Origin of the sequence: Streptomyces sp. ISL-10, assembly GCF_018614575.1 — a bacterium.
In the GTDB taxonomy this organism is placed as follows: domain Bacteria; phylum Actinomycetota; class Actinomycetes; order Streptomycetales; family Streptomycetaceae; genus Streptomyces.
Genome location: NZ_JAGGOJ010000003.1, coordinates 132,685 through 158,530 on the forward strand (window position 1 = coordinate 132,685; position 25,846 = coordinate 158,530).

General features: G+C 66.3%; 26 protein-coding genes and 1 pseudogene. 12 read left to right on the top strand and 15 right to left on the bottom strand.

Annotated elements, in window-relative coordinates:
• Positions 1-21 precede the first annotated feature (21 nt).
• The 7 genes from J7E88_RS01545 to J7E88_RS01575 all read right to left on the bottom strand — a co-directional run bounded on the left by J7E88_RS01545 (position 22) and on the right by J7E88_RS01575 (position 8,079).
• Positions 22-4,464: a hypothetical protein gene (locus J7E88_RS01545; RefSeq protein ID WP_251021990.1), complete on the bottom strand. Its 4,443-nt coding sequence runs from the start codon at positions 4,462-4,464 to the stop codon at positions 22-24.
• Between the two features lie 254 nt (positions 4,465-4,718).
• Positions 4,719-4,901, bottom strand: a complete 183-nt coding sequence (locus J7E88_RS01550) for a transposase (protein ID WP_215176405.1) — start codon at positions 4,899-4,901, stop codon at positions 4,719-4,721.
• Entirely contained in the window at positions 4,874-5,119 is a 246-nt protein-coding gene (locus J7E88_RS37260; protein WP_215176406.1) for a transposase family protein, read from the bottom strand. Before J7E88_RS37260 ends, J7E88_RS01550 begins: the two co-directional genes overlap by 28 nt.
• Before the next feature lie 325 nt (positions 5,120-5,444).
• Complete coding sequence (locus J7E88_RS01560) at positions 5,445-6,422, bottom strand: hypothetical protein (protein WP_308307227.1); 978 nt, start codon at positions 6,420-6,422, stop codon at positions 5,445-5,447.
• Entirely contained in the window at positions 6,419-6,559 is a 141-nt protein-coding gene (locus J7E88_RS01565) for a hypothetical protein (protein ID WP_215176407.1), read from the bottom strand. Before J7E88_RS01565 ends, J7E88_RS01560 begins: the two co-directional genes overlap by 4 nt.
• 268 nt (positions 6,560-6,827) lie before the next feature.
• On the bottom strand, positions 6,828-7,223 hold the full coding sequence (locus tag J7E88_RS01570) for a hypothetical protein (protein WP_215176408.1): 396 nt from the start codon (positions 7,221-7,223) through the stop codon (positions 6,828-6,830).
• Positions 7,224-7,572: 349 nt separating this feature from the next.
• Complete coding sequence (locus J7E88_RS01575) at positions 7,573-8,079, bottom strand: hypothetical protein (protein WP_215176409.1); 507 nt, start codon at positions 8,077-8,079, stop codon at positions 7,573-7,575.
• A 451-nt stretch (positions 8,080-8,530) separates the two neighbouring features.
• Between J7E88_RS01575 and J7E88_RS01580 the strand changes: the two genes are divergently transcribed.
• Positions 8,531-8,932, top strand: coding sequence for a hypothetical protein (locus J7E88_RS01580; RefSeq protein WP_251021991.1), 402 nt, complete (start codon positions 8,531-8,533; stop codon positions 8,930-8,932).
• A gap of 267 nt (positions 8,933-9,199) precedes the next feature.
• On the opposite strand, the gene J7E88_RS01585 is transcribed toward J7E88_RS01580, so the two are convergent.
• Complete coding sequence (locus J7E88_RS01585; RefSeq protein ID WP_215176411.1) at positions 9,200-10,729, bottom strand: UDP-N-acetylglucosamine 1-carboxyvinyltransferase; 1,530 nt, start codon at positions 10,727-10,729, stop codon at positions 9,200-9,202.
• Positions 10,730-11,214: 485 nt separating this feature from the next.
• Between J7E88_RS01585 and J7E88_RS01590 the strand changes: the two genes are divergently transcribed.
• Positions 11,215-11,595, top strand: a complete 381-nt coding sequence (locus J7E88_RS01590; RefSeq protein WP_251021992.1) for a hypothetical protein — start codon at positions 11,215-11,217, stop codon at positions 11,593-11,595.
• A gap of 191 nt (positions 11,596-11,786) precedes the next feature.
• Here J7E88_RS01590 and J7E88_RS01595 read toward each other — a convergent pair whose 3' ends face one another.
• Together J7E88_RS01595 and J7E88_RS01600 are read right to left on the bottom strand one after the other, a co-directional pair.
• Positions 11,787-11,975 carry a hypothetical protein gene (locus J7E88_RS01595; RefSeq protein WP_215176413.1) on the bottom strand — a complete coding sequence of 63 codons (189 nt, stop codon included), beginning with the start codon at positions 11,973-11,975 and terminating at the stop codon, positions 11,787-11,789.
• A 99-nt stretch (positions 11,976-12,074) separates the two neighbouring features.
• Positions 12,075-12,323 (bottom strand): hypothetical protein, encoded by a 249-nt coding sequence (locus tag J7E88_RS01600; RefSeq protein WP_215176419.1) that lies wholly within the window; start codon positions 12,321-12,323, stop codon positions 12,075-12,077.
• 394 nt (positions 12,324-12,717) lie between these two features.
• Between J7E88_RS01600 and acnA the strand changes: the two genes are divergently transcribed.
• From acnA to J7E88_RS01635, 8 genes and pseudogenes are all read left to right on the top strand, one after another.
• Complete coding sequence (gene acnA / locus J7E88_RS01605; protein WP_215176420.1) at positions 12,718-15,447, top strand: aconitate hydratase AcnA; 2,730 nt, start codon at positions 12,718-12,720, stop codon at positions 15,445-15,447.
• 487 nt (positions 15,448-15,934) lie between these two features.
• Positions 15,935-16,279 (top strand): annotated as a pseudogene (locus J7E88_RS37265) (DUF6188 family protein); the annotation flags it as partial.
• Positions 16,280-16,293: 14 nt separating this feature from the next.
• A complete protein-coding gene (locus tag J7E88_RS01610) occupies positions 16,294-16,437 on the top strand; it encodes a helix-turn-helix domain-containing protein (RefSeq protein ID WP_251021993.1) in 144 nt (47 codons plus the stop codon).
• Positions 16,438-16,478: 41 nt separating this feature from the next.
• Positions 16,479-17,993, top strand: a complete 1,515-nt coding sequence (locus J7E88_RS01615) for a S1 RNA-binding domain-containing protein (RefSeq protein ID WP_215176422.1) — start codon at positions 16,479-16,481, stop codon at positions 17,991-17,993.
• On the top strand, positions 17,990-18,907 hold the full coding sequence (locus J7E88_RS01620) for a hypothetical protein (RefSeq protein WP_215176423.1): 918 nt from the start codon (positions 17,990-17,992) through the stop codon (positions 18,905-18,907). The genes J7E88_RS01615 and J7E88_RS01620 overlap by 4 nt, the downstream gene beginning before the upstream one ends.
• A 188-nt stretch (positions 18,908-19,095) precedes the next feature.
• Positions 19,096-19,701 carry a hypothetical protein gene (locus J7E88_RS01625; RefSeq protein WP_251021994.1) on the top strand — a complete coding sequence of 202 codons (606 nt, stop codon included), beginning with the start codon at positions 19,096-19,098 and terminating at the stop codon, positions 19,699-19,701.
• Entirely contained in the window at positions 19,698-20,354 is a 657-nt protein-coding gene (locus J7E88_RS01630) for a Fic family protein (RefSeq protein WP_251021995.1), read from the top strand. The genes J7E88_RS01625 and J7E88_RS01630 overlap by 4 nt, the downstream gene beginning before the upstream one ends.
• Positions 20,351-20,746 carry a DUF5958 family protein gene (locus J7E88_RS01635; protein WP_215176424.1) on the top strand — a complete coding sequence of 132 codons (396 nt, stop codon included), beginning with the start codon at positions 20,351-20,353 and terminating at the stop codon, positions 20,744-20,746. Before J7E88_RS01630 ends, J7E88_RS01635 begins: the two co-directional genes overlap by 4 nt.
• Before the next feature lie 59 nt (positions 20,747-20,805).
• Here the strand turns inward: J7E88_RS01635 and J7E88_RS01640 are convergent, their stop codons facing one another.
• From J7E88_RS01640 to J7E88_RS01650, 3 genes are all read right to left on the bottom strand, one after another.
• On the bottom strand, positions 20,806-21,567 hold the full coding sequence (locus tag J7E88_RS01640) for a DUF4253 domain-containing protein (protein WP_215176425.1): 762 nt from the start codon (positions 21,565-21,567) through the stop codon (positions 20,806-20,808).
• A 71-nt stretch (positions 21,568-21,638) separates the two neighbouring features.
• A complete protein-coding gene (locus tag J7E88_RS01645) occupies positions 21,639-22,046 on the bottom strand; it encodes a hypothetical protein (RefSeq protein ID WP_251021996.1) in 408 nt (135 codons plus the stop codon).
• A 239-nt stretch (positions 22,047-22,285) separates the two neighbouring features.
• Positions 22,286-22,669, bottom strand: a complete 384-nt coding sequence (locus tag J7E88_RS01650; RefSeq protein WP_308307228.1) for a DUF4240 domain-containing protein — start codon at positions 22,667-22,669, stop codon at positions 22,286-22,288.
• A gap of 75 nt (positions 22,670-22,744) precedes the next feature.
• On the opposite strand from J7E88_RS01650, the gene J7E88_RS01655 reads away from it, so the two are divergent.
• Entirely contained in the window at positions 22,745-23,296 is a 552-nt protein-coding gene (locus J7E88_RS01655; RefSeq protein ID WP_308307229.1) for a hypothetical protein, read from the top strand.
• Positions 23,286-23,780, top strand: coding sequence for an SMI1/KNR4 family protein (locus tag J7E88_RS01660; RefSeq protein ID WP_215176426.1), 495 nt, complete (start codon positions 23,286-23,288; stop codon positions 23,778-23,780). Before J7E88_RS01655 ends, J7E88_RS01660 begins: the two co-directional genes overlap by 11 nt.
• Positions 23,781-24,300: 520 nt before the next feature.
• On the opposite strand, the gene J7E88_RS35445 is transcribed toward J7E88_RS01660, so the two are convergent.
• Both J7E88_RS35445 and J7E88_RS35450 read right to left on the bottom strand, forming a co-directional pair.
• Complete coding sequence (locus J7E88_RS35445; protein ID WP_285427500.1) at positions 24,301-24,843, bottom strand: TatD family hydrolase; 543 nt, start codon at positions 24,841-24,843, stop codon at positions 24,301-24,303.
• On the bottom strand, positions 24,840-25,550 hold the full coding sequence (locus J7E88_RS35450) for a hypothetical protein (protein ID WP_251021998.1): 711 nt from the start codon (positions 25,548-25,550) through the stop codon (positions 24,840-24,842). The genes J7E88_RS35445 and J7E88_RS35450 overlap by 4 nt, the downstream gene beginning before the upstream one ends.
• Positions 25,551-25,846 lie beyond the last annotated feature (296 nt).

Below are 25,846 nucleotides of genomic sequence, written 5' to 3' on the forward strand. Positions count from 1 at the left end.
GGCCCTCTTGGTTGTTACAGGTTACGGCAGGGTGAATCCGTCGAGATCGACCCAGTACTCGTCATCCTGGAGCAGGCGCTGGTTCTTGATGAAGTCACCGAAGGGCCGCATGGACTGGGTGTTCTGCCAGTTCGACATGCTGGACCGGCCGCAGGGCTCTCTCCAGGTTGGCTGCGGATAGTCCGGCCGCAGATGGATGGACGAGGTGTTGTCCGCGTTGCGCTTGATGTAGGTCTGGACGCACTCGCTGCCGTTCTTCGTCACCGGGTTGGTGCCACCATTGGCGGTAGGCGTGCCCCCGCTCTGGTAGCTGGCGGCGAAGGAGAACTCGTCGCACGACTTTTGGTCTGTCGTCCCCCACAGGTCAGTGTAGAGGCCGGTTCCCGGATACGTCGTCCACGAGTTCTTGCAGATGATCTCCCGGTTCCGCGTGCTCTGGAGCTTGGTGCCGCCGATGACGGTCTTCTTCCCCAGGTACTTCAGTGGCTTTCCGCCGTTACGGTTGCCCCAGGTGATCTTCGTCTTGTCCCACATCAGGCGGATGTGGGACGCCGCGCCGGGATACATCTTGGAGTTCATGACGTACGTCGGCTTGTACCAGGAGAACACGCAGCCGGCTCCCGCGTTGACAACAATGTTGTCGCAGCGGATCGTCAGTTCACTCTTTTCGACCTTGGCCGGGGTCGTGATCCTTGCACCGTTGATGGTGCCTCCGAACGTCCAGTGCGGGGTGATTCCGTCGCTGATGCCGGTACCGCTCGGCGTCCACTTCATCGTGGTGTCGATGGTCGCCGTGTGCGTGTCGCCCTTAATCCACTTGTCGGACCCGGCCCAGGTCGAGCTGACGACGGAGCAGTATCCGCGACAGGCGTAGTCGATGTCGAAATCGAAGCTGGTCGTCACTCCGGTCATCGAGTCAAGCTTGACGTGGCTGATCTGAGTGAACGTGCCGCTCTTGGGATCAGTGGTGATCGTGTTGCGGTAGTCGAATGTCGCAGTCCCATCCATGACGTTGTTCTTGAAGTGCCCGAAGGTAATCTTGTCGTGGACGCAGACGTTGTCACGGTCGTAGGTTACGGAGATTTCGGTGACCGAGCACGATGACAGGGACGTGGCCGTTGTTGCCGCTGCTGTCTGCATGGTGGCGCTGCTTGATGCCGCGCTGAGAGGGAAGAAGTTTCCCTCGACGGTGGCCGGCGGCTCCACCGCAGCCGGTTCCGGAGCGTTGGGGTCCGGGTTCGGGAACGTCCCCATCTTCATGCCGTTCCACTCGCCCGGGGCGAACGCGATGGCGTCGAAGGCAACGTCGGGAGTTCCGCTTTCGCCGTTGAAGTTGTCCAGGGTGACCTGCGGTGTGACTTCTCCGAAGAAGTAGGCACCCAGATCGACCCACTTGTTGGACTGGTTGGCCTTCTGCGAGATCGTCGATTCCCGCACCCCATCAACTGTGGTGATCTTGTAAGTGGCCGCACCGGTCTGCGCCCCGTGGTCGGGGATGTGCGCGAAGACCCTCGCCTGCCCGTTGTGTGTGGTGATCTTCTGACCGAGCGTCCAGGTGCCGGCGACTTTCATCCGGCTGGCGTTGCCCGGGTAGGACTCGGGCGAACGGGCGTGGGTGAACCAGAAGTGGTTGCCGTAGCCCGCGCCGATCTGGTGGGTGTCGATCTTGCCGGGGTAGGTGGTGACGGTGGTGGGGTTGTCCATTCCGTCGTTGGTGAGGTCCATCTGGGTGTCCCAGGGGACGAAGCTGAAGTTGAAGGTGCCCTTTGATGTCACCGCCCCGCACCCTCGTGAATCCGACCCTGCGGGGACGGAGCCGTTCGGCAGGTCATCGACGATCAGCGCGTTGGACGGCAGACCTGTGGCCGTGCAGTTCGGCGGGTAGGAGTTGGCGTCCGGCTGCTCTGGGTAGCTGGTGTTGAACCGGTGAACCTGATAGCCGCACGAGGCGTCGATATCGCAGTTCTTCCACTCCACTGGCTGGTCCCACCAGCAGTGCAGCCAGTGCGGGTTGCTCTCGTCGCTATCGATCATGCACGCGCCGAGGCCGGGATCATTGGAGTCATTGTCAGCGATCTTGGAGGGATCGCAGAAGTTCACCTCCGAGCAGAACAGGTCGACCGGCGGCTTGGCGTTGGACCGGTCATAGACGGAGTTCCACCAGGAGGCCAGGTATCCGGGCCGGAAGTCGCCGGGGGCGAACATCGCCGAGATCGGGCGTGCCGCCCAGCCGATGACCTTCTCCTGGTACGGCCATTCCTGCGGGCGTGCGGCGTGGCTGTAGTCGTCCTTCGACGGGTCGGAGGCGGACTCCAGGAACGGGACACGGTTGGCTTTCCACAGCGGGTTGGCCGGGTTGTTCGTCCAGCCCACGCCACTGTGTCCGGCGGAGTCAGCGGTGGCGTAGAAGCCGGAGTTGTAGGCCCACAGGGCGAAGAACCAGCTTTCGATCCACTTCGGATGACCACCATTGACGGTCATCCCGGCGTTGTAGGTCTGGTTCCACTTCTCGGAGAGGATCCGCACCCCGGCCGCGATGTTCGCGGTGTAGTCCAGAGCGACAGCGTCCTGAGCCAGCGGAGACAGAGCGGTCTCACCCGGCTTCGTCTTCCCCGCCAGCCGCATGCCGTCAGTGGCCTGCGTGATGCCGTAGCCGCAGTCGGCGTCCGCCCAGTTGATCCGCCACGGATCGAGTTGTTCGCCGGAGGCGGCGTAGTCGACGCCGTAGTAGTTCCCGATCAGGGAGTTCGCGGTGACACCGGGTACGGCGAACCGTGTGGCCTGCCACATGTTGGATTCCTGCGCGGTGATGCCGAGCATCACCTGCGAGGGAATGTGCCAGCGGTCGGTGACGTCGGGGTCTTCGTTGTCGAGCGTCCCGTTGGGGTCACCCGCCAGAACCGTCGGCGGGAACAGCCCCTGTGGCTGATAGCCGCCGGTACCGGTGTTCTTCCAGTTCGGAGAGCGGTAGAAGTTCAGCTCTCCGACGACCGCCTGGTCCACCGCCCACTCGACCTGACGCGGGGTGGGCTGGAACGCCTGCTTCTTCACATCGTTACGGGGCGTCGCGCAGTACCGCTCGCCCGTGCCCTCGCTCGGATTGTCCACCGTGCCGGCGATGAGCTGCGTGCGCATTGTCTGCGTGGACACACCGTCCTCATCGCCCTTAGTGGGGCCGGATTCGACCGGCCCCGCGTCCGGCAGCGCCGGGGACTTGGCCGTTCCCTGGGCTGCGGTCTCCGCCGATCCCGTGAGGTGTGCGCCCGGTGTCAGATCCAGCGCGGTTTCCCTGCCCGTGGCCAGCACACGCAGCGTGGTGCGTGCCGAACGCGGTTTGGAGGCGTCCTTGGGGTTGATCAGCGTGGTCTTGCCGTCCGCCCAGGTGGTGGACAGGGCAGTGTGCCCGTGGGTGGACATCGAAGCGTCCTTGGCCAGATGGCCGGGGTTCCTGACCCGCGGGGGAAGCGTGCCCCGAGAGGCGGCGCTGCCGGTGATGAACACCTCACCGCGTGCGGTGCTCGTCAGGTCCCACGCGTGGAGCCTGCCCGACGCCACCGCGACCGGCTTGCTCTTCGCACCGGCCTTCACCTTCTCCGCGCCGAGGTGCTTCGCCCAGCTCGTCGGCGTCTTGCCGGCGTCCTTGTCCATCTGCCGGTCGATGAAGGTGACACCGCCGTCGGCGTCAGTCGTGATCTGGAACGGGACGGTGATGGCGTGCGCGAGGACCTTCTCCTTCTTCCCGTTGATGCGGACCACCTTCGCCCCGTGAGCGGCGACGATGCCGTCCTTTGTGGGGATGGCGGAGGTGACCTGGCCGGGGTAGGTGTCCTTGCCTGTCTGCTTTCCAGTGGCCGCGTTCACGGTGATCAGCCGGGTCTGCTGCTTCTCATCACCGTCGTGGGAGAGCTGGGTGAAGACGACCTGGTCGCCTGTGCCACAGCCGGGGGAGAAGTACGCCAGTGATGTCTGGAACGGCAGCTTGGTGATGTCGCCCGATTCCAGATTGACGATCGCGGCGAACGCGCCGCGCACCATCAGCTCGGGTTTGTTGGTGAACATGCGCGGGGCGTAGGCGACGGCCGCGTACTTTCCCGACTGGGTAGTACAGGTGTTGCCTATCCAGGTGTCGGAGGCGAAGCCGCCTTCTAAGAGGGTGGCAGCTGTCTTCATCTGGTAGCCGTCACGCTCGGCTGCGGTGATGATGTGGAAGCCGGTGCCGTCTCCTGTCGTGGTGACCACGACGTCCGGCGATGTCTTGTAGTTGCCGCCGAGGAGGGCGTTCCGCTCCTTCTCCGGGATCACGGACGGCTTCGGCGTGACCTTCTTCGGCTCAGGGCTGCTCCAGCCGCTGGCCGCGTCTTGGGAGGGTGTGGGTTCGGCCAGGCTCTGAGTGACCGATCCCGTTGCCAGCATGGCTGTGCATGCGGTGATCGTCACCGCCCGCCACAGAAGTTGATGTCTCATCGGGTCCTCTCGGGATACCCCCGGCTTCAGCCGGGGGAGGAACGAGGCTCCTGCGGAGCAGGACAAGGAGTTGGGATTCGCCGTCAGGGCGGATCCCAGTCCCAACCAGCGGCAAAGAGCATGTACGGTCAGCGGGCCCGGTCGGCGAAAACCAAGCCGGCCGGGCCTACCGCTGGGCTGGCGGGAAGTCAGGTCTATGGAGCTGATGTAAGACCGATGGGCGGCACACCCCCCGTTGATTCGGGTCTTCGAATTCAGCGGGGATGTGCCTCCCGTCGGCTTCGCCAAGTGGTGGCACAGCGTGGGCGCAGGCGCTGGTTGGCTCGGCTCCTGAAGCCGAAGGCGTTACGGGCTTCGATCTTGATGACGCGGTTGTTGCCTTCGGAGGCGGCGTTGGAGATCCCGGTGGTCAGGTACGTCTCGATGCCGTCACACAACTGGCTCGCCTACAAGCCGGTTCGGTGCAGTGCCAGCGTGCCTTGTCCCACCAGATGCTCACCGGGCGTCCTCCGCAGGACAGGTGCGTGGGCCGGGTCGTTTGGCAGTCCTTCAGCCGGGTGACGAAGACCCCGCAGGACGGGCATGCCCGGGTGGAGTCCTCGGTCGTGACCACGCACACCACCGCACCGCCCACCCCGTCGTTCTTGACCTGCATCACACCCACCCCCTCCGCCCCAGCAGTGGTGTCGCAGCCTCGCTGATCCCGAAATCGTCAATGCTCGAGCCCGCCGATTTTCGTGATCTGTTGCCTGTAGAACAACCATGATCACGAAGGCCTGCGGACTCCTTGCGTCGGGGCCGCATCCCAGATTTCTTAGGCGCGGTGACCGACCGTCAGGTCGCCACCGCCCCCCCTCAAGTTCGAAGACCCGTTACTTCGGGTCGGCAACCGGCCGTGAAGCAGAAGCGTCGTCCTGCGAGGGAAGAATCCCCCTGCTTGAACTGGGGGAGATGTCAAGTGCTTCCTTTGTCGGGGTACTTCAGCCGTAACTGCGCGCTGCGGTCATGGTGAGGGCGTGGCGCGATTTGACCGCCTTCAGCTCCGTGCTGTGGTCCTTGATCGCCTGCTTCTGGATGGTCGACTCCTCGTCGAACCAGACCTGAATCAGCTTGGTTTTCTCCTTGCAGGCGAGATCGTGCAGAGCCAGAGTGATGGACTTCTGGGGGTCAGCCTCGCTGACGCCCTGGTCCATGGCCTTGTACGGGTTGGCGAGCGTGTGGCCCTTGGTCTTCATGCACGCGGCCCAGTCCTTGATCACCGCCTGGACGGGAGCGGACGTCATCGAGGCGGTCAGGCTCTCTCCGGAGAGATTGCTGACCACGACCGTGTCTTCCTCGTGGAGGGCGACCTTCTTCTTGCTCCAGCCGATGCAGCCGCCCACATGGAGCTTCTTGCCGTTGTGCTCGGCCCGTGCAGGCTTCGTCGTCGGCGCGCCGAGGTAGGAGCCGTCCTTCGCACCCTTGGGTGGCTTAGGCATCTCCGGCTTGGTGTGTCCGGTCAGGACCTCGAACTGCACACCGGTCAGGTCGGGCATCTTCTGGTCCGTGTGGCGGGTCAACTCTTCGGGCAGTCCGTAGCCGTACTTCTCGGCCATCGTGCGGTCGGTGATGCCGTAGCGACGTTCGATGTTGGCGTCGTTGTCGCTGGGCGGCGGGTTCGCGCCGGGCTGGGGGAAGACGATGCCCTGGAAGCCGTAATCTGCCATGCACTGCTGCTGAAGCGTGGTGGTGGCTTCCTCGATGGCGACGTAGTCGGCGTAGGAGACCATGTAGAACTCCAGCGGAAGAGTCAGTCCCTTGGTCAGGCCCCGCTCAGGAACAGCTTCTGGCCAGTTGCTCTTGTCGACGATCGGGCGGTTTTCAGCTGCGTTGTCCGCAGCGGGAGTGGCCGTGCAGGCAGACAGCAAACCGACCGAGGTCAGTACGGCGAGGGCGAGTGCTTTCCGCGGGGACGTCACGTTTTTCCTTTCGCGAAGTGCTGCGAGGCGTTGCTGTTCTTCGGTGCGGAGATCAGGTCAGTGTGGTTGCAGTTCTTGTACGGGTCGCGGTCGCGGAAGTACTGGGACGGGCCACCGAAACCGGAGTTGTGGTACACGCGGTAGCAGTCCACGTCGGAGCAGCGGTGACGTCCCCGGACGTGGTCAGAACCCGGTCGTCGGCGCTGCCGGCGATCTCCTTGCGCTTGCTGCCCGGGATCGCCGAGGGACAGTCCTTGTCGGAACCCTTGGGCCTGGCCATCCCGTTCGCAGCGCCCTAGGGAGGAGCGGGCTCACCTGTCTGTGCCGGGAAGGTAAGCGGGGGCCAGGGCCGGAGCATGCATACGGGCGCGTGCTCCGGCCTTGGTGGTCTATGGGGTGTGGGGGTCAGCCACGGAGGACTTCGCGCGTGCTCTTCACGATCGAGACACGCGGATGGTCGGGAACCGGCTTGCCGGGGTCGGTGAAGGTCAACTCCGTCGGCCACGACCCGCCCGGATAGACACCAACGGTTCCGGTTTCCATGGAAACCTTCGCGTCGAACCCGCTGGGACCGGTGACACGCACCTCTACCCGGTAGACGGCCCGCCCGCTGCCGGTGTTCGTTATCTTCAGCGGCACCCTCAGCGCATCTCCCTCCCTGACCGGAGAGAAGACGCTCACATCCCCCCGGGTCGCGACGGTCGGTCCGAAGTCTTCACTTCCCGACACACTGCCTCCGGGCCTCGTCGAGGGCGTGACCGGATCCCCGCTCGCCGCGGCGGCGGCCCGTTCCCTGCTCACCTCGTCCGTCCACTTCGGGGCAGGGGCAGAGCTGGTGCCGGGCGATGCCGGGGCAGTGGCTGCCGGGCTCGGAGAGACCCGCACGGACGGCGTCTTCGGGGCAGAGGCCGACGCGTCGGCCTGTGGCCCCGCGCAGGCAGTACACAGAACGCCGACCGCCACAGCGGCCGCGCTCACAGCGAAAGAAGCGCGGCGCGAGAGGGGCGGGCGCGCAGCAGTACGGCTCATCATGTGACGTCCGTTCCCTGTCAGTTGCACGGAGGGACGTGGAACTGACGGTTGATGAGCGCGGTGGTGGAGGTCTTGGAGTTCTTCATGATCGCGGTGACCTTCGCGCACAGACCATCGGTTACACGGACCGGGCCGCGTACTGGCTGAAGTTGCCCTCATCCACGCTGCACGGCTTGCTGAGGTCGTTCGGACACAGCTTGAGTTTCATGTACTTCGTGGTGCCGAGGTTGTTGTCGAAGATCGCGCAACTGTTGAAGGGTGCTACGTTCCTCTGGTAGGTGAACAGGGTTCCCCACCGCCGCTCGTCGGGAAGCTGCTCGGCGTACTGGAGGTAGTAGCCGGATCCGCACAGGTTGGATGTGGCCTGGACTGCCTGAGGGTCAGATGCGGCGATCGTGCGCGTGGTGCTGGTCGCTGTGGGAGAGATGGGCACCCCCGCGACGGTGGCTATGGAAGCGGCAGGGTCCTTCGGATCGCTCTTCGAAGCGGCATTGACGGTGGCAGGGGACTTGACGGTCTCCTGCCCGGCGGCGGGAGAGGCGTAGGCGGTCGCTAGGAGACCGACGGTTGCAGCTCCGGCGGCTTTACGGGCCGCTTGGGAGCGGGCAATGGTTCTTAACTGCACGGTTTTCCCCTCGGATTTCGTGCTGGCGTGTGAACAACCAGGCCATGGCAATGCGCCCCCTGCCGGACAGTCGCCAGGGGCGGGACAGCCGGTTGGGCGCCCTTGTATCGGTAACGTGTTCGAATCCTGGCCTGACGGGGGCGAGCTTATGTCCACGTCTGCGGCCAGGGCAACGAACTTCCTGCCCGCGCACTCGCGTACGGCCCGCAGCACTGGCCTGATCGTGCTGCTTACCAGGTTCCTGGGGCCCGGCCCGACTGGTCACTCCTGTCACGGGTGGAGACGCTCGCATCAGGCGTTGAGCGATCGATAGACGCCGCGGCCAGCGCCGGAGCAGTGGGCGGTGTTGAGGATGGACGCGGCAACCGGGCGCCGGCGACAGCACCTCCGTGCCGGTACCGAGTGACAGGAACTCAGGGACAGCGGCTGGAAATCCGGCGCGATGCCCTCCATGACCTCCCTCACAGAAGACCGATGGCTGAAGAAGCGCCCAAATCCCAAGACCGGCAAGCGCGAGCGCACGGCCATGCACGGCAAGTGCACGCGCTACCGCGGCGGGGGCATCCCCGGAGTCAAGGACCGCTCGTTCGACACGCTCAAGGACGCCAAGACCTGGCTTGCCCAGGCTCGAACGGACGCTCGCCGAGGCGAGTTCGTCGATCCGCGTGACGGTGCCATCTCCCTCAAGGAGTACATCGAGGCGCACTGGTGGCCCATGCAGAGCGGCGACCCGTCCACCATCGCGCGCATCGAGCAGAGGCTGCGCCGGCCCATCGTTTCGCACCTCGGTGCGCAGCCGCTGAACGGCATCGGCACGCAGGTGCTGCGCCACTGGAAGAAGCGGCTGGAGTAGGACCTCAGCCCGACCTCGATCCGCCTCGTCTGGGCGACGCTGTCCAGCGTTCTTCACGCCGCCGTCGAGGCCCCCCGTGCACGCAACCCGTGCCGCTCCAGCACGGTCGGTCCGCCGGCTAGCCTCGGGCCGGACGGGGGTCGACTCCGGCAGCGCCCGTAGGGGCCCGGATCACGCCCGGAGTCCCAGAGAAGTCCACGGATGCCGCCGCACCCCTTCCTGACCCGCTGCTGCGCAGGTCAAAGGGGGTGCGGCGGCATTCGCCGTTCAGATGTCCCGGAAGATCTCGATCTGCGCCCCCACCGTGTTCAGGCGCTCCGCGAGTTCCTCGTAGCCGCGGTTGATCACGTACACGTTGCGCAGCACCGACGTGCCCTCGGCCGCCATCATCGCGAGGAGGACCACCACTGCCGGCCGCAGCGCCGGCGGGCACATCATCTCCGCGGCGCGCCAGCGGGTCGGGCCCTCGACCAGCACCCGGTGCGGGTCGAGCAGTTGCAGTCGGCCGCCCAGGCGGTTGAGATCCGTCAGGTAGATGGCGCGGTTGTCGTAGACCCAGTCGTGGATCAGCGTCTGGCCCTGCGCCACGGCCGCGATCGCCGCGAAGAACGGCACGTTGTCGATGTTCAGCCCGGGGAACGGCATCGGGTGGATCTTGTCGATCGGCGCCTCCAGCTTGGACGGCCGCACGGTCAGGTCCACCAGACGGGTGCGGCCGTTGTCCGCCGCGTACTCGCCCGAGCGGTCGTGGTCGAGGCCCATCTCCTCCAGGACCGCCAGCTCGATCTCGAGGAACTCGATCGGCACCCGGCGGATCGTCAGTTCCGACTCGGTCACCACGGCGGCGGCGATCAGGCTCATCGCCTCGACCGGGTCCTCGGAGGGGCAGTAGTCGACGTCCACGTCGATGTTCGGCACACCGTGCACGGTCAGCGTCGTGGTGCCGACGCCCTCGACCTTGACGCCCAGCGCCTCCAGGAAGAAGCACAGGTCCTGGACCATGTAGTTGGAGGAGGCGTTGCGGATGACGGTCACCCCGTCATGGCGGGCGGCGGCCAGCAGCGCGTTCTCGGTCACCGTGTCGCCGCGCTCGGTCAGGACGATCGGCCGGTCCGGCGAGGTCGAACGGTCCACCTGTGCGTGGTAGATGCCCTCGGTCGCCGTGATGTCCAGGCCGAAGCGGCGCAGGGCGATCATGTGCGGCTCGATGGTCCGCGTCCCGAGATCGCAGCCACCGGCGTACGGCAGGCGGAAGGTGTCCATCCGGTGCAGCAGCGGGCCGAGGAACATGATGATCGAACGTGTGCGGCGTGCGGCATCGGCATCCATCGAGTCCATGTCGAGACCGGCCGGCGGGACGATCTCCAGGTCCATGCCCTCGTTGATCCAACGGGTGCGCACACCGATGGAGTTGAGCACTTCGAGCAGGCGGTAGACCTCTTCGATGCGGGCCACGCGCCGCAGCACCGTACGGCCCTTGTTGAGCAGCGCGCCGCACAGCAGCGCCACGCACGCGTTCTTGCTCGTCTTGACGTCGATGGATCCGGAGAGCCGGCGCCCGCCGACCACCCGCAGATGCATGGGTCCCGCGTAGCCCAGCGAGACGATTTCGCTGTCGAGTGCCTCACCGATGCGCGCAATCATCTCAAGGCTGATGTTCTGATTGCCGCGCTCGATCCGGTTGACCGCACTCTGGCTGGTGCCGAGCGCTTCGGCGAGCTGACTCTGTGTCCAGCCACGATGCTGGCGGGCGTCACGGATGAGCTTGCCGATGCGTACGAGGTAGTCGTCTGCCATGGCTGGAGGCTATCTCACATATGAGATGTGATCGCGCGGGCATGGGCCGTCCGGGTGATGTCGCCCCGGGGGACGGCCGTTCGCCGGTAGGTGCGTACAGCGAGATATTTTGCCCTCTTTGGTCGCATATAGCCCGTGCGGCCCGCTTCGTGGGGCGGGTGCCCGGCATCCGCCGCAATCGCGCTGCCGCCGCACGGCTGCCCTGATGGGTGGTCAGGGCATCGGGTAAGCGGCTCGCCGGGCGCTGTCCCGGGGTGGCCGAATCGCGCGTGCCGCCAGTGGCCTGCGAGCCCGCCGCCGGGGGCGGGCGCCGGCGGTCGACGTCGCCGGCGCTTCCATGGGGCGGCATGGGCTGTCCTTTGACAGCGAAGTCAGTCGCTGAGGTGCCGCGTGACCTCGGCGGATCAAGTTGAGTGTCAAAGACCCCGACCGCAACCTCCGCCGAAAAGTGCTGCTGGGCCGCAGGGACTGCCTATGGTTTGGGCATGTCATCTCTCAGTGTCGGTCCGGACCCGCGTTCCGGCGATGTGCCGCCTGATCGCCGCATGCCTTCCGGGGTGGACTGGGTGATCACGGGGTTGTCGTGTTGGTGGGTGGCTGCTCCCTTCATCTTGCTGACTCCTGTGATCGTTCTCGCGATGGGGTTTCCGGAGGTGCGGGAGGAGTTCGGCAGGATATTCGGGCTGGCTGCTCTGGGTAGTGCGGTGGTCGCGCCTGCCGTGGGGTTCGTGGTGGCGCTCATCGGGCGTCGACGGCAGGCGCGCCGGCGCTTCGCCATCATGGGAGCGGTGTCCAGCGTGCCGGTCCTCTTCTTCTGGGTCTTCGGTGTACTGCTCGCTGAGTGTCCTGATGGCTATCACTGCTAGCCCGCCTGGCTCTTATGGTCCTGCGCGCGGCGTCTGCGGGCTTTCTCGCGGCAGCGCTTGGAACAAGGTCCGGACGAGGGTGGGCTCGCTTTCGCCGGTTCCTCATTGCTGGGGGTAGCGCTTCATGTGACGGCCGCGGTGGACGTAGTAGAGCAGGGACGAGTAGGAGACGGAGTAGTCGTGCTCGTCCATCAATTCCGCCCAGATGGCTCTGCCGCGAGCCCCCGGGCGAGCATGTCGTCGACCAGCCGTATGACGGGGACCATGACCGGGTCGTTGCGGAACTTCACATCACGATCAGCGGGTCGTGCGGTGTCCCGCAGCAGCCGGACTGTCCGCTGCGGGACCTCGTAACGCTCGGCCAGCGCACGGACGGTCATGGTCCCGTCGCGGGCGTCATCGGAGATGAGGCAGGAGGGTTCACCACGGCGCGGGAACAGTTCATTGCCTGGGTAGCGGGGGTTGGGCTTGGCGCGTCTTCAGGGCGAGTTTGCGTCAGCGAGCGCGCGCTCAAGCACTTCGGGAGACCGCCCGGCGGCGTCGGCGAGCCGGTCCAGGAGGGGTTTGCCGAACCAGAACGGCGGCCCGCGGAGATGTCCGTGCAGATAGGTGGGCTTGCGGTGGTTGGCGCGGGCGAGACGCCGGATGAACGAGTCGGGTTCCTCACCGAGTCGCGGTGCGAGCTGGACGGGCAGCCGGGCCAACCGGCCCGACAGAGACCCGGTCATCGGGTGACAGCTTGACCAGGCTCCCCGGCGGGTGGTTGTGCAGGGGCAAGGTCTCCTCCATGGTCGCCACGAGCCGACGCACGGCTCTGCAAGATCCACCCCGACCGGTACGGCCACCCAGCACCCCCAGCGCGTCATCTCGTACGACTAGGTTCGCCGGCAAGAAAGCCGAAACGACTGGGTTCGCTGTCGAACGCCTCGATTGGATGACAGCGGTCAATGGGCGTCCGGGCATGACCGGGCCGCGGCCATGTACTAGAGTTATCTCGACATCGAGATATCTGCCGAAGGCGTACCGCAAGCCGCCATTCGGTAAGGGTTACCTAACTAAGCCTTACCTTAGCGGATCGGCGAGGAGCCGTGGCGGCAGCATTGAGGTAGTACGCGCACATTGATGAAGGAGACTGTCGTGTCGGCGAACAGCTTCGACGCCCGCAGCACGCTGCGCGTGGGCGACGAGTCGTACGAGATCTTCAGGCTGGACAAGGTCGAGGGCTCCGCGCGCCTCCCCTACAGCCTCAAGGTCCTCCTGGAGAACCTGCTCCGCACCGAGGACGGCGCGAACATCACCGCCGACCACATCCGAGCGCTCGGCAACTGGGACTCCCAGGCCCAGCCCAGCCAGGAGATCCAGTTCACGCCGGCCCGCGTGATCATGCAGGACTTCACGGGTGTTCCCTGTGTCGTCGACCTCGCCACCATGCGCGAGGCCGTCAAGGAGCTCGGCGGCGACCCGGCGAAGATCAACCCGCTCGCCCCGGCCGAGCTGGTCATCGACCACTCCGTCATCGCCGACAAGTTCGGCACCGCGGACGCCTTCGGGCAGAACGTCGAGCTGGAGTACGGCCGCAACAAGGAGCGCTACCAGTTCCTGCGCTGGGGCCAGACCGCCTTCGACGAGTTCAAGGTCGTCCCGCCCGGCACCGGCATCGTCCACCAGGTGAACATCGAGCACCTGGCCCGCACCGTCATGGTGCGCGGTGGCCAGGCGTACCCCGACACCCTCGTCGGCACCGACTCCCACACCACCATGGTCAACGGCCTCGGTGTGCTCGGCTGGGGCGTCGGTGGCATCGAGGCCGAGGCCGCCATGCTCGGCCAGCCGGTCTCCATGCTCATCCCGCGCGTCGTCGGCTTCAAGCTGACCGGTGAACTCCAGCCCGGCACCACCGCCACCGACCTGGTCCTCACGATCACCGAGATGCTGCGCAAGCACGGCGTCGTCGGCAAGTTCGTCGAGTTCTACGGCGAGGGCGTGGCGGCGACGAGCCTCGCCAACCGCGCCACCATCGGCAACATGTCGCCGGAATTCGGCTCCACCGCCGCGATCTTCCCCATCGACGGCGAGACGCTGAACTACCTCAAGCTCACCGGCCGCTCCGAGCAGCAGGTCGCGCTCGTCGAGGCGTACGCCAAGGAGCAGGGCCTCTGGCTCGACCCGGCCGCCGAGCCGGACTTCTCCGAGAAGCTGGAGCTCGACCTCTCCACGGTCGTCCCCTCCATCGCCGGCCCGAAGCGCCCGCAGGACCGCATCGTCCTGGCCAACGCCGCCCAGCAGTTCGCGCAGGACGTGCGCAACTACGTCGAGGACGACGACGAGGCGGGCAAGGAGTCCTTCCCGGCCTCCGACGCCCCGGCCGAGCACAACGGCGTCCCGACCCGCCCGACCCTGGTCACGGCCCCCGACGGGTCGACCTACGAGATCGACCACGGCGCCGTCACCGTCGCCGCGATCACCTCCTGCACCAACACCTCGAACCCGTACGTCATGGTCGCCGCCGCGCTGGTGGCCAAGAAGGCGGTCGAGAGGGGCCTGACCCGCAAGCCGTGGGTCAAGACCACCCTCGCGCCGGGCTCCAAGGTCGTCACCGACTACTTCGACAAGGCGGGGCTGACCCCCTACCTCGACAAGGTCGGCTTCAACCTGGTCGGTTACGGCTGCACCACCTGCATCGGCAACTCCGGCCCGCTGCCGGAGGAGGTCTCCAAGGCCGTCAACGAGCACGACCTCGCGGTCACCTCGGTGCTGTCCGGCAACCGCAACTTCGAGGGCCGGATCAACCCCGACGTCAAGATGAACTACCTCGCCTCCCCGCCGCTGGTCGTCGCGTACGCGCTCGCGGGCTCCATGAAGGTGGACATCACCAAGGACGCGCTGGGCACCGACCAGGACGGCAAGCCGGTCTTCCTGACCGACATCTGGCCGACCGAGGCCGAGGTCAACGACGTCGTCGCCAACGCCATCGGCGAGGACATGTTCTCCAAGTCCTACTCCGACGTCTTCGCGGGCGACGCCCAGTGGCAGGCGCTGCCGATCCCGACCGGCAACACCTTCGAGTGGGACCCGCAGTCCACCTACGTGCGCAAGCCCCCTTACTTCGAGGGCATGACGATGGAGACCACCCCGGTCTCCGACATCGCCGGCGCTCGCGTGCTCGCCAAGCTCGGCGACTCGGTCACCACCGACCACATCTCCCCGGCCGGTGCCATCAAGGCCGACACCCCGGCCGGCAAGTACCTCACGGAGCACGGCGTCGAGCGCCGCGACTTCAACAGCTACGGCTCCCGCCGAGGCAATCACGAGGTCATGATCCGCGGTACGTTCGCCAACATCCGCCTGCGCAACCAGATCGCGCCGGGCACCGAGGGCGGCTACACCCGCGACTTCACCCAGGCGGATGCGCCGGTGTCGTTCATCTACGACGCCTCGCAGAACTACCAGGCCGCCGGCGTCCCGCTGGTCATCCTGGCGGGCAAGGAGTACGGCTCCGGCTCGTCCCGTGACTGGGCCGCCAAGGGCACCGCGCTGCTCGGCGTCAAGGCCGTCGTCGCCGAGTCCTACGAGCGCATCCACCGCTCGAACCTCATCGGCATGGGCGTGCTGCCGCTGCAGTTCCCGGAGGGCACCTCGGCCGAGTCCCTCGGCCTGACCGGCGAGGAGACCTTCTCCATCACCGGCGTCACCGAGCTCAACAACGGCACCACGCCGCGCACGGTCAAGGTCACCACCGACACCGGCGTGGAGTTCGACGCGGTCGTCCGCATCGACACCCCCGGCGAGGCGGACTACTACCGCAACGGCGGCATCATGCAGTACGTGCTTCGCCAACTTGTCGGTTCTTGACCTGACGTGAACGAGCGCCCTGCCCCTGTATCTCGCGCAGGGGGGCGGGGCGCTCGCGCTCGACGGTGCGGAAGGCGCCGCCTGCGACCGTGATCGCACGCGATCTGTTCCCGGAGCGGAGCTGCGCATCCTACGACGACGAAGACCCCGCACCTGGTACCAGGCGCGGGGTTCTTCTGTGGGGTGTTCACGAGTGTCTCTGACCAGGCGGGACAGCAACGGTTGAAGATCGCTTCCCAGTCAGCCGAAGATCGTTTCCCACTGATGGGGCGGCCTCTCGTGTCCCGGCGCACTGCAGTTGTCCGTTGGTCTTGCCCTGAGCTGCCGGTTTGCCAGGATGGCTGCGAACGCCTCTCCTCGCGTTCTCAGCGAAGCTGGCTTCTGCGGAACGTCCAGCGGCAGTGAGCATCGACACCTCAGCAGAGGGTGATGCCGAGGAGGAGCAAAATCCCTTGGTGCCTGCGACGAAGTGGACCATGGTGTCGTGATGAGTACTGAAGTGGAGCCGGTCGAGCACGAGGACCGGTGGGTCCTGAACCTCCGAGGCCTGAGTGTCGTCAGGATCAGCATCGACTTCCGGCTGACCCTCGTCCTGGATGCAGGGTGGGAAGTCGTGCTGGAAACACCAGCTCGGCTCTCGACCGGGTCACTCCACACCAGTCCTGATCTGCCACTGACGCCGGAGTCCCAGGACGTGGCTTTGGCTCTTCCACTATTCGGGGCGAAGGTTCTGTCCGCGGTTGCGTTCAAGTCCGGCGTCCTGCGGATGGTGTTCGACAGTGGCACGCATCTGACATGTTCGGCCGACGCATCGTTCGAAGCCTGGCAGGTCACAGAACCACGAGGATGGAGTTTCATCTCGTTGCCCGGTGGCGACCTCGCCGTCACCCGGTCCAGCAGCACCAGTCCGACGAGCACACCATCGCCGACCTCGCCGAGCTCTTCTCCGTCAGCCGCGCCACGGTGTACCGCGTCCTTGAACGCCACTAGGCCCCCAGCAGCAGCGCCTTCAACCTCCGGCGGGCAGTGACGTGCTGCCATACGTCTACCAGGTCACCAAGTACGACCCTGCCGACCGCGATCAGCACGGCCACTACGCCGGCGTCGAGCCTGCGACCAGTGACCACGGACCGGTCGAAACCGCATACTTGCAGGCCATCGCCGCCTTCGCCGAAGAAGCCGATGTCGAACAGTTGGCTATCCGCGAGCCGCAGATCGGCGGCTTCGCCGACTTCGGCTTGGCGCCACCGGTCGACGGCTACGGCCTGGCCGACCTCTTCCCAGCCGGCCTCACCGGGTTCCACGACGGTGCCCTGGTACCGATCGCCGCCGGCCTGGAACTCGTCCGGGCCATGCTCCGCGACAACGGCGCCTGGTGCCGTCTGGAGGCGGAGGGAGCATTCGCCGTGCACGTCGGCTGGGACCAGTACCTCTACATCGGCAGCAGCCGCCCTTGCGAAGCGGCGCTGGCCCGCACCCGCTCGCTCGGACTCTTCCCGGCACGCGTGCACGCATCGCCGTACGACTTCGCCCCCGATGACCCACAGCACGTACAGCGCCCGGCCGACGCCGACTTCTGGGACCGCCTGCACTGGACGATCAGCGGCCACCGCGCCACGTTCCTGGAGGAGACCTACGCCGCGAACGCCTCCCGCTGGCACCGCCTCACCCGCGACAACATCGAGACCGTGCGCTCCCGGCTGACCCCGCGCTCCCAGCTGGCGGTCTGGCCGGACCTGCTCACCGACGTCGACGTGGCCATGGCCGCTCTACCCGACGAAGGCTTGGTGGAGATCATCTGGGAGAACCAGGACGAGCAGATCACCAGCACGGTCGCGGACGAGACCCAGTTCGAGGCAGTGATCTCCCAGCTGGCCAGCGCGCGTGCTGCCGGCGTCGTATCCATGTATGCCGGTGAAGGTCTCCCGCTGTTCACCGCTGTACTGCCCGACAGGGACAGCGTTCTCCGCGCACGCTGGCAGACCGAACCAACGCCCAGCGACCGGGACTGGGCCTTCCTGAAGACCCTGCGGCGCGGCCAGGTCGTCACCGGCACGGTGACGACCATCGCCAGCTTCGGCGTCACCTTCGTGGACATCGGCGGCTTCACCGCGATGATCAATATTCCGGAGCTGTCCTGGCGTCCCTTCAACCAGCCGTCCGACGTCGTGAGCGTCGGCCAAAAGATCACGGCCGAGGTTCTCGACGTCGACATGGTCCGGGAGCGGGTGCCGCTGTCGCTCCGAGCAGTGCAGGAAGACCCGTGGCCGCAGGTCGCACAGCGAATCGGGCAGGTGGTCACCGGACCGGTCACCAAGATCGTCCCGTTCGGCCTCTTCGTCCGCATCGAAGACCGAGAGGACGGCTTCTGGGGGCTGGTACACACCAGCGAGCTGGATGAATCGTCCGGGAACGACATCGAGGTCGGTGACGCCCTCACTGTGAAGATCATCGATGTCGATATCGCACGCCGTCGCATTGCCTTGTCGCATACCCAGGCCCGCACAAGCCGCCCTGAGGGCGGCAGTAAGGACGGATCGGCATGAGGAGCCAGGAGGCCGAGATCGACCGGGACGTAGCCGCGCTTCTCGCGGCCAGGGCGTTCACCGAGATCCGTCATCTGGCCGGAGGCGCGCAGCACGCGGCGCAGGACAACTCCCCTGACGAGGCTCTGGAACGCATCAGATTCCTGGCCAACTTGAGCCACAATCTTCCGGGCGTCGCGCGGCCACGCCCCAGGAAGCCGTCCCGTCGGGGCAAGTCCCCCGGGCGCTTCGATCAGGCGATGGCCGAACGACCGATGAGCTGGGTCTGGAACACCGCCGGCCCCGAGGCGCGGGCGTGGATGCTGCGTCACATCGAGCAGACAGGACTGAGCTGGACGCCACCCCCGCCACTGCCCGCGTCCCGCAGGGACCCGTCGCCGAGGACACCGCAGCAATGGGTCAGCCTTCTACTCGGGCGCTGGCCGGTCAAGGCTCCAGCCGGGCGCCAGCCACTGCCTCCGGTAGCGAACGTTCTCAAGGCCGTCGACACCGAAGCAATCTGTGCCCTGCACGACGAGGCCCGACGGCTCCGGCTCGGCCTGAGTGGAAGCGCAGCATGGCTCCGGGCTCATCTTGCCCCCGACGGCGTCCACTATCTGCTCCCGGACCCGGCCCACTACTACTGGCCCGGCACCCCAGACGGTCGCGGCGGCAAGATCGACTGGTGGCAGTGCACCACGCTGCTGCAGATGTGCAACGGAGAGCAGGTCAGCGGCCTGGTCGCCGTACGCCCGGAGACCTTCACAGCGTTGCCCTCGACTCTGCCCCGCAAGGCCCAGTTGCGACTCGTCCACCGTGTCCGCTCCATCGAGCGAGACACCTCCCTTTGGAGCCGAGACCACAAGGCCGAATGCGCGCCGCAGCTTTGCGGCTACGTCCCCGAAACGACCGACAACGCTCCGACGACCACATGACCGCCGACAATGACGGCCGACGGGATTGATCGTCAGCCGCAGCTAGACCGTGGCGACAGCCTCGGGAACGCAGGGCCGACGTGGAGCGGAGTCAGGGTGGCTGCGCGAGGCAGAGTGGGGCGGTGAGTGAACTGTGGGCGCATGCCCTGACGTGGGCAGATGTGGATCCGGCTCGACATTCGTTCGAGATGGACGACGATGCGGCGGAGGAGTTGGCGGGCCTTGTCGTGCCCTTCCTGCCCAGCGCTGAAGTCGCTCGCGAGGATCGCTGGCGTTCATTGGAGCCGGTCACCGAGTTCCTGGCGGGCCGGTACGGCCGATGGGCCTGCGGATGGAACTGGTCGGTCGGCGAGGGTGACGTCGACGGAGGCGTCGTCGAGGTGTGGTGCTGTTCATCCGACTCCGTGACGACCCCAGATACGACTGCCCCGCTGGTTGTTGAGGCCCTTCAGGAATGGCGTGGCTGGCTGGAGGACCTGGCGGAACGGTTTGCGGCCCTGACTCCGCCGGGGAACACCCCGGTGACTTCGGCGGGCCACTGGTACTGGGAGCGAGCATGCACCCGCCTGGTCACTGTGGTGGCCGGCCGCACCCAGGCCGAGAGCGGCTGGTACGGGCACTGCATGCAGGTCCTCCGATGGTTCCTCGCCTACAACGACATCGACGAGGGCCAGGCCCAGGAGATGGTCAAGAACGCGGTCGGCGGCCGGTTCGGCAGTTGGATCGCACCTGACGTTCCCGTGGTCGACGCGGTGAGCTCGCGGTTCGCCAGAGGCGTGGGCGAAATCAGATGACTCCCGGACCCGGCCAGCCGAAGGACAGCCTTGCCGACTGGCTGCGCATCCGGACGGAGATCTCCTGGCCGTCCTGGTGCGGCGCACGCCTCGTCTCGGAGGCGCCGGCCCCCGACAGCTTCCGAAATTTCCTCATGACAATACGAGGCGGACGCGACAGCGAGGGAACCTCGCGGGTCCTGACCGCTCTCGACTTGGCCTTCGCCGACGCTGAGCAGGGCACACCACTGACCTTCGCCCTCATGACGAAGTGGCAGCGGACCGTGCTGGACCACGACCTCGTCGGGTTCCGCACGATGCCGGCCTTCGCGAAGGGCGGACGGGAGCGCTACGGCATGGCACCCGATTCGCGGGCCCGCTTCGAGCGCTGTCTGTCCGAGAGCGCTCAACCGGATCTGCCCCTCCCGTCACGCGCTACCCGGACCTACCTGGACATCCTCTTCTTTCATCCGTTCGGGGACGGCAACGCGCGCGCGGCCATGCTGGCGTTGGCCTTCGTCCTGGCACGGGAAGGCGTCCTCCTCGACCAGATTCACCCACTGCAGACCACCCGCTGGGCCGACGACGCCGAAGGCGCGGCCGATCTGGCGGTGCTGCTCGGAATCCTGATCACCGCTGCGGAGCGGCGTCCGTCCCACGGGAGGCAGTCATGAACGAACGTGACGTCCTGCTCAACGAGCTCGCGCAGGGGATGCGCCCGATATCAGAGGGCATCGAATGGTTCGACGGCCTCGGCCAGGAAGAGCAGTCCGATGCGCTGCTGTTCCTGCGCCACCACTGCGTCCAGGCGCGCGCAGTCACCGAGGACGCGCCAGAGAGCATCCGCCGTTCCGGGCTGCGCCCGACGCATACGCCCGCAGTGCTGATCTCACGAGGCCGGATCGACGAACAACTGGGGAAGGTCGCCTGCCTCACACCCCTCGACGAACGCCGCAAGGCGTTCAGGCTGCTGATCGCGGTGCTCTCGATTGCCGACGCGCGGCGCCGCGAGCGCTTCTGCTCTGGCGGGTGCAGTCACTGGTGGCACAGACTGCCCGTCGCCTGACAGCCCAGCACCGCACGCCTGAAGGCCACTTCCCTGTCGAACGTCTTCTGGGGAGCGGATCAGTCCCACCAGAAGTCCCAGTGGTGGGCATCGCTGATCCGCTCGGCGTATGCGGCCAGTGTGTACGGCCTGCTGCCCTGCCAGATGTTGTCCGGGCAGAAGGCGAAGTGCTCGGCCGCGACCAGGAGAGCCTCGTGCTCGTCCACCGGTGGCGCGGCAACGCTGAGGTGCAGCGTGGAGAAGCCGACCGCGACGACACGAACACCGAACCGATGTTCCCAATCTCGGATGACCGCGGAGAACTTCGCGGTGTCGTTGTCGTAGTTGCAGGGCCCGGACCAGCCCGCGACCGTCAGCGCCTCGGCACCAGACGCTGCGGTGACCAGCCCGAGGCGTGTCTGGGGGCGGTCGGCGAGGAACGCCTGCGCGTACTCGGCGGCCAGATGGTCGGGACGCGAGGCCGTCTCCCGCCGGGACGCGAGGCCGGGCCAGGTCTGTCCGAAGGGAGCCGTGACGGCAAGGCACCTGTCGGTGTCGAGCATGTCGTCGCCTTCGTCGACGGCTGTGTAGGTCGCCCACCATTGTGCGAGGAGGCTGGCAGGGTCGTGGCTTGCCGGGGAGGACATCTGCTCGGGGAAGACCTCCCCGGATCCCCATGGGCGGAATTCGCTGTCGCTCGAATCCAGCGAGTCGAGCAGCAGCGGCCACAGGCCGGAGCGTGTGTGTTCGGCGTGCATCCGCGTCCACAGCTCGGCCGTGGCCGGTCCGTCACTGAGCCAGAGGGGTTGTACATCTCCGTCGCCCTCATCGGACGTGACCATCCGACCGGGCGGAAGGCCCAATCGGGCTCCGGGGTCCATGGGGCGGATGCTGGCGCTTTGACCGGGACGTATCACTGAGAGGGTCCCGTCGCTCGATCGCGGAACTGCTGGAAAGCGTGCCAGCCCGACGTCTGACCCGGGGTGATCAGGTCCCCTTCGGCGCAGTCGAGCGCCTTGCACCGCAGAGCGTCGGCAAGACGGAGGACGGGCGTCAGCACGTCGTCCCCGGAGCCCCGGATGTGGAGCATGACGGAGTCCACCGGCTCCTCTGAGCCGATGTTGAGCTCGATGGACCACGTGGGGCCGGAAAGTTCACCCCACGCGGGGTCCGAGAGATCAACATCGGGCACGGCCTGGATGACAGCCGCGAGTACGTCGTCTCGTCGGCCGAGCGACTCCGGGGTGTAGTCGGCGGGGATCTCCTGCACCGAGGTGACGCCGGCGGGCAGGCGAAGGAGGATCACGTCCCAGCTCATCATGGCCTTCCGGATAGGACTCGAGTAGCGGTTACGGTGGGTCAGCTCAGGCTGGGCCCTGTCGGAATCACGGGATGTTGCCGACTACTGTCAGTACGAATACAGGGCGGTCAAGGCGGGGAGCCTGCGAGTCATCTCTTCACGGTCGTCGAAATTGAAGTTCCAGGCAGGGTCCAGGTCCGGGTGCCGGATGGTGAAGGCGTCGGCGGGAAGGTCCTGGCCAGTGGCCTTCTGGTGGGCGTTCAGGCGACGCTCAGCATGTCTTCGCAGTCGAGGCCGATACCCTCAGCAACGGCAGTGAGGACGCCGGGGAGTTCAGCAAGGGTGTCGGGGTCTGCGAGGACGCGCTCAAATGTTGTGCGTCCTTGTGCGATCAGCCAGCCGCGGAAGTAGTCGAAGCCATCGTCCGAGCACCCGCCGTTGACGACGTAGGCGGCGGCCCACAGCGGGTTCCGGTAGGAGTCGGCCATGAGATCCCACAGGGTCTGCTGTGCCGCGGTGATCTCTTGGGCTGAGCGGCGAGCAAGCAACGCGGAGGCACGGCCGGCGATATCGGAACCGTCCCTGGTGTCAGGTGCGTGTTCACGGGCTTTCTCGATCAGCTTCCAGAACTGCTCCTTGTTCATGGACGCGAGCATGCCACTACGTACTGACATCAGTCTGGGGCGGTGCTTGTCAGCGGACACGGCTACCGTGCTGGCGTGCCGAACTCCTATACGACGTTGTGGACCAACGACTTGTGCCGAGCGCTTGAGCGGTCCGGCTATACCGGTCAGCGGCTGACGATGCTGTTCGGCGGGCCGCACCAGTCGCTGCCGAGCTTCCAGCGCGCAGGGGTGCAGCCTGGCGACCACATCTACCCCGTGCGAGCCCACCGCACCCGTCTCCATGTGCTGGGGGTGCTGGAGGTAGCTCGCATCGTCCCCTACGAGAACGCCGGCTCGGCGCTTCCCGATGACGACTACGTGAAGTTGCTGGACTGGCGCCCGCTCAAGACCGGATGTGTCACCGAAGTGCTCATCGGGCCGCCAGGTGCCCCGCTCAGGTTCGACACGGTCGTTCCAGGGGACCTACTGGAGCGGCTGACGTACACATCCCGCCGGGGCGAGCGACTGCTCAAGCACGTCGAGGACGGGCGCCTGATCCGTTCAACGAGCCTCCAGGGCATCTACCGCCTCGCCGCCGACTCCGCCGAAGAGCTGGACCAGCTGATTCGCCACGACGGCCCGAACGGAGGAGCCGATGAAGTTTGATGAGATCAAGGCGTCCTTCTGGAGCGCACATACCTACGGTGTCCAGCCCGCCTTGACCGAAGCAACCGTCGCCGACGCGGAGCGAGTCCTCGGGCTACGACTCCCCGAATCACTGCTCGACCTTCTGCGTGTGCAAAACGGCGGCGGCGTGACGGCCGACCGGGACGCCTTTCCGACCAGCCAGCCAAGCTCATGGAGCGAGGACCACATCCCGTTCACCGAGTTGATGGGGATCGGCACCAGCGAGCACGGCTTGTCGCTGCTGGACACGCCGTACCTGGTGGAAGAGTGGGGACTGCCGTCTCCAGTCGTGCTGCTGTCCGGTGACGGCCACTACTGGATAGGGCTCGACTACCGGTCCTGCGGCGAGTTGGGGGAGCCGTCTATGACCTGGTTCGACACCGACTCCGGCGCAGAACTGCCGCTCGCGGCAGACTTCCGGGCATTCGTGGAGGGCCTTCAGCCTCTCAGCCGGTTCGAGTGAGCAGCCGTAGAGACGGTCGAACGTCTGGTTGTCGCATTCTGCGGCGGGAACGAAAGGCGCTGGTGGGGTTGGCCTCCAGCGCTGCTGCGACAGCGTGGATGACGGTGCGGTAACAGGTGATCACGATTACGCCTGACCAGGCACTCCAGAGGCATTCGAAGATCGCTTCTCGGATCACCAGAGATCGTTTCCCAACAGGCCGACGACATGCACCACAAAGCCGGAGTCAGCTCCTTGCCTGCGACGTCCGCTCCACTCGCCACCGATGCGGGTTCACTGGCGCCAGAGGTTCTCCCACTGCGTAAGCCTTCGGATCCAGGCTGACGCCCTCGTTCGGTGAAGGCCGATACGTTCCGTCGATCACCAGGACAGTGCGTACCGAATTGCCGGCTCCGAGCGGCATCAACAGGCGAATCGTGGCAGTTCCATGCACACCCGCTCCGGGCTCTTCTCGACCTTCCCCATGGAACTTCTGATCACGTTCCCGCTGGCTGTCAGCAACGGATGAGAATCGGGAATCTCATGATGCCGCGAGCGTCACCCGTGCTTGCCGCGGCAGCAGCATGCCACACCGAGTTTTGCGGGTGAGCTCACCAAGGTTTCGCCAGGTGATCCGCCGAACCTCCTCCGGCGTCAGCTGGTGAATCCGAGCCAGGGCCTGCTCGACATCGTCCACTCTTCCTGGCCGCCGGCCGCGGCTGCCAGATCGATCCCCGAAGGGATGGTCGGTCTCTGGCAGGACCCGTTCGAGCGGCAATCGTGAGGCCAGATCGGGCTGCCGCAACATGGCGGTGTTAACCGAGAAGAAGCAGCCGAGGTCGACTGCCCGCCGGGTCGGCATCGCATCGCCCAGCCACCAGTGCAACACCGCTCCATGGATCGGCCGCTCGGCGAGACAATCAAGTACGGCATCGGTTGCCGCGAAGCTATGGATGCTCGCAATCCGCGGGGACGTCTGCAACACCCTCAGCACCGCGGCGAGTGTCGCTCGTTGCGTCTCCATGGGGACACGCGACTTGCCATCCAGCCCCACCTCGCTGACATATGCCGTACGAGCGCTCAGCGCAGCGAAGCGGTCGGCCGCGAAGCTTTTCGGCTTCCGCCTGGGCCGCGGCCGACGGAGGTCGGCGGACCTTGGTGCGGCAGGGTGCCTTGTCGGAGAACGAGGTGAGGACGGCTCGCTCGAGGGCAATGACGTGCCCGGAGTCCCGGATGGTCTGCCCGGCTCCGTCCGGTGCCCGACGGTGGTGGGCGATGACCGCTCGGCTGGCGGTGACCACGTGCAGGCGGGTCGGTGGGGAAGACCGCGAGGTAGTGGTTGTCGTGGGCGATCGCGGTGGTGACGGCGACGATCCGTTCCGCACGGAGGCGCTTGGCTTCGTCGACGGGCATCGGCCAGCACTCGATGCGTTCGAGGTCCGCTCGCAACTCGGCCTCGTCCGCGTATGCGCGCGGGGCGTCCGGCGACTTCGCGATGGCCTTGCCGTACTCGAGCGTCCATGTCGTCCCGGTCTTCGTGAGCCGGGTCGGGGCCGTCCACGGCGTGTGACGCGGTCCGAAGAGGTGCGGCCGCTTCCGCATGGTCTCGCTCGCCATCTCGGGAAGACCGCCGTAGCCGACCGGGGCGGTGGGCGGCCAGAACCACTCGAGCGGCACGACGTCCGGGTCGGCCACCGCCCAGCCGCGCTCCGACAAGGTGCTGGCGACGTCGTCGCCGAGGAAGCGCAGCATGCCGAGCGTGAAGCAGATCGGGTCGTCGGAGTCGGCCATGCCTTCAGCCTTGCAGAGGCCGAGGAGATCGCGCCGAAGCATCTACTGGCGAGAGGTCGGGGATCGGCAATGAAGGGGCGCACAGGGGCCCGGTCACTCGAGGACCCGGACCCGCCGCCATAGCAGCGGGCGGAACACGGGGCAACCGCCAACGGAGCACGCTGACTCACCGTGCCGCGCGTGTTGAGGTGCTGCGTTGGCGGTAGGAAAACTCAGCCAGATATGCTCTCCACGCCCGGAAACTATGCGCATTTTGGCGATCTGATGCGAGGATCACTGCTCAGAACGCCATCGTC

Coding starts and splice junctions, on each gene's coding strand:
- J7E88_RS01650 (WP_308307228.1), bottom strand. CDS start 22,669: ATGAACAAGGAGCAGTTCTGGAAGCTGATCGAGAAAGCCCGTGAACAC.
- J7E88_RS01630 (WP_251021995.1), top strand. CDS start 19,698: ATGACTCCCGGACCCGGCCAGCCGAAGGACAGCCTTGCCGACTGGCTG.
- J7E88_RS01545 (WP_251021990.1), bottom strand. CDS start 4,464: ATGAGACATCAACTTCTGTGGCGGGCGGTGACGATCACCGCATGCACA.
- J7E88_RS01625 (WP_251021994.1), top strand. CDS start 19,096: ATGGACGACGATGCGGCGGAGGAGTTGGCGGGCCTTGTCGTGCCCTTC.
- J7E88_RS35450 (WP_251021998.1), bottom strand. CDS start 25,550: ATGGCCGACTCCGACGACCCGATCTGCTTCACGCTCGGCATGCTGCGC.
- J7E88_RS37260 (WP_215176406.1), bottom strand. CDS start 5,119: ATGCAGGTCAAGAACGACGGGGTGGGCGGTGCGGTGGTGTGCGTGGTC.
- J7E88_RS01620 (WP_215176423.1), top strand. CDS start 17,990: ATGAGGAGCCAGGAGGCCGAGATCGACCGGGACGTAGCCGCGCTTCTC.
- J7E88_RS01660 (WP_215176426.1), top strand. CDS start 23,286: ATGAAGTTTGATGAGATCAAGGCGTCCTTCTGGAGCGCACATACCTAC.
- J7E88_RS01590 (WP_251021992.1), top strand. CDS start 11,215: ATGTCATCTCTCAGTGTCGGTCCGGACCCGCGTTCCGGCGATGTGCCG.
- J7E88_RS01585 (WP_215176411.1), bottom strand. CDS start 10,729: ATGGCAGACGACTACCTCGTACGCATCGGCAAGCTCATCCGTGACGCC.
- J7E88_RS01610 (WP_251021993.1), top strand. CDS start 16,294: ATGGAGTTTCATCTCGTTGCCCGGTGGCGACCTCGCCGTCACCCGGTC.
- J7E88_RS01635 (WP_215176424.1), top strand. CDS start 20,351: ATGAACGAACGTGACGTCCTGCTCAACGAGCTCGCGCAGGGGATGCGC.
- J7E88_RS01600 (WP_215176419.1), bottom strand. CDS start 12,323: ATGACCGGGTCTCTGTCGGGCCGGTTGGCCCGGCTGCCCGTCCAGCTC.
- acnA (WP_215176420.1), top strand. CDS start 12,718: ATGAAGGAGACTGTCGTGTCGGCGAACAGCTTCGACGCCCGCAGCACG.
- J7E88_RS01640 (WP_215176425.1), bottom strand. CDS start 21,567: ATGGTCACGTCCGATGAGGGCGACGGAGATGTACAACCCCTCTGGCTC.
- J7E88_RS01645 (WP_251021996.1), bottom strand. CDS start 22,046: ATGATGAGCTGGGACGTGATCCTCCTTCGCCTGCCCGCCGGCGTCACC.
- J7E88_RS01595 (WP_215176413.1), bottom strand. CDS start 11,975: ATGACCGTCCGTGCGCTGGCCGAGCGTTACGAGGTCCCGCAGCGGACA.
- J7E88_RS01580 (WP_251021991.1), top strand. CDS start 8,531: ATGACCTCCCTCACAGAAGACCGATGGCTGAAGAAGCGCCCAAATCCC.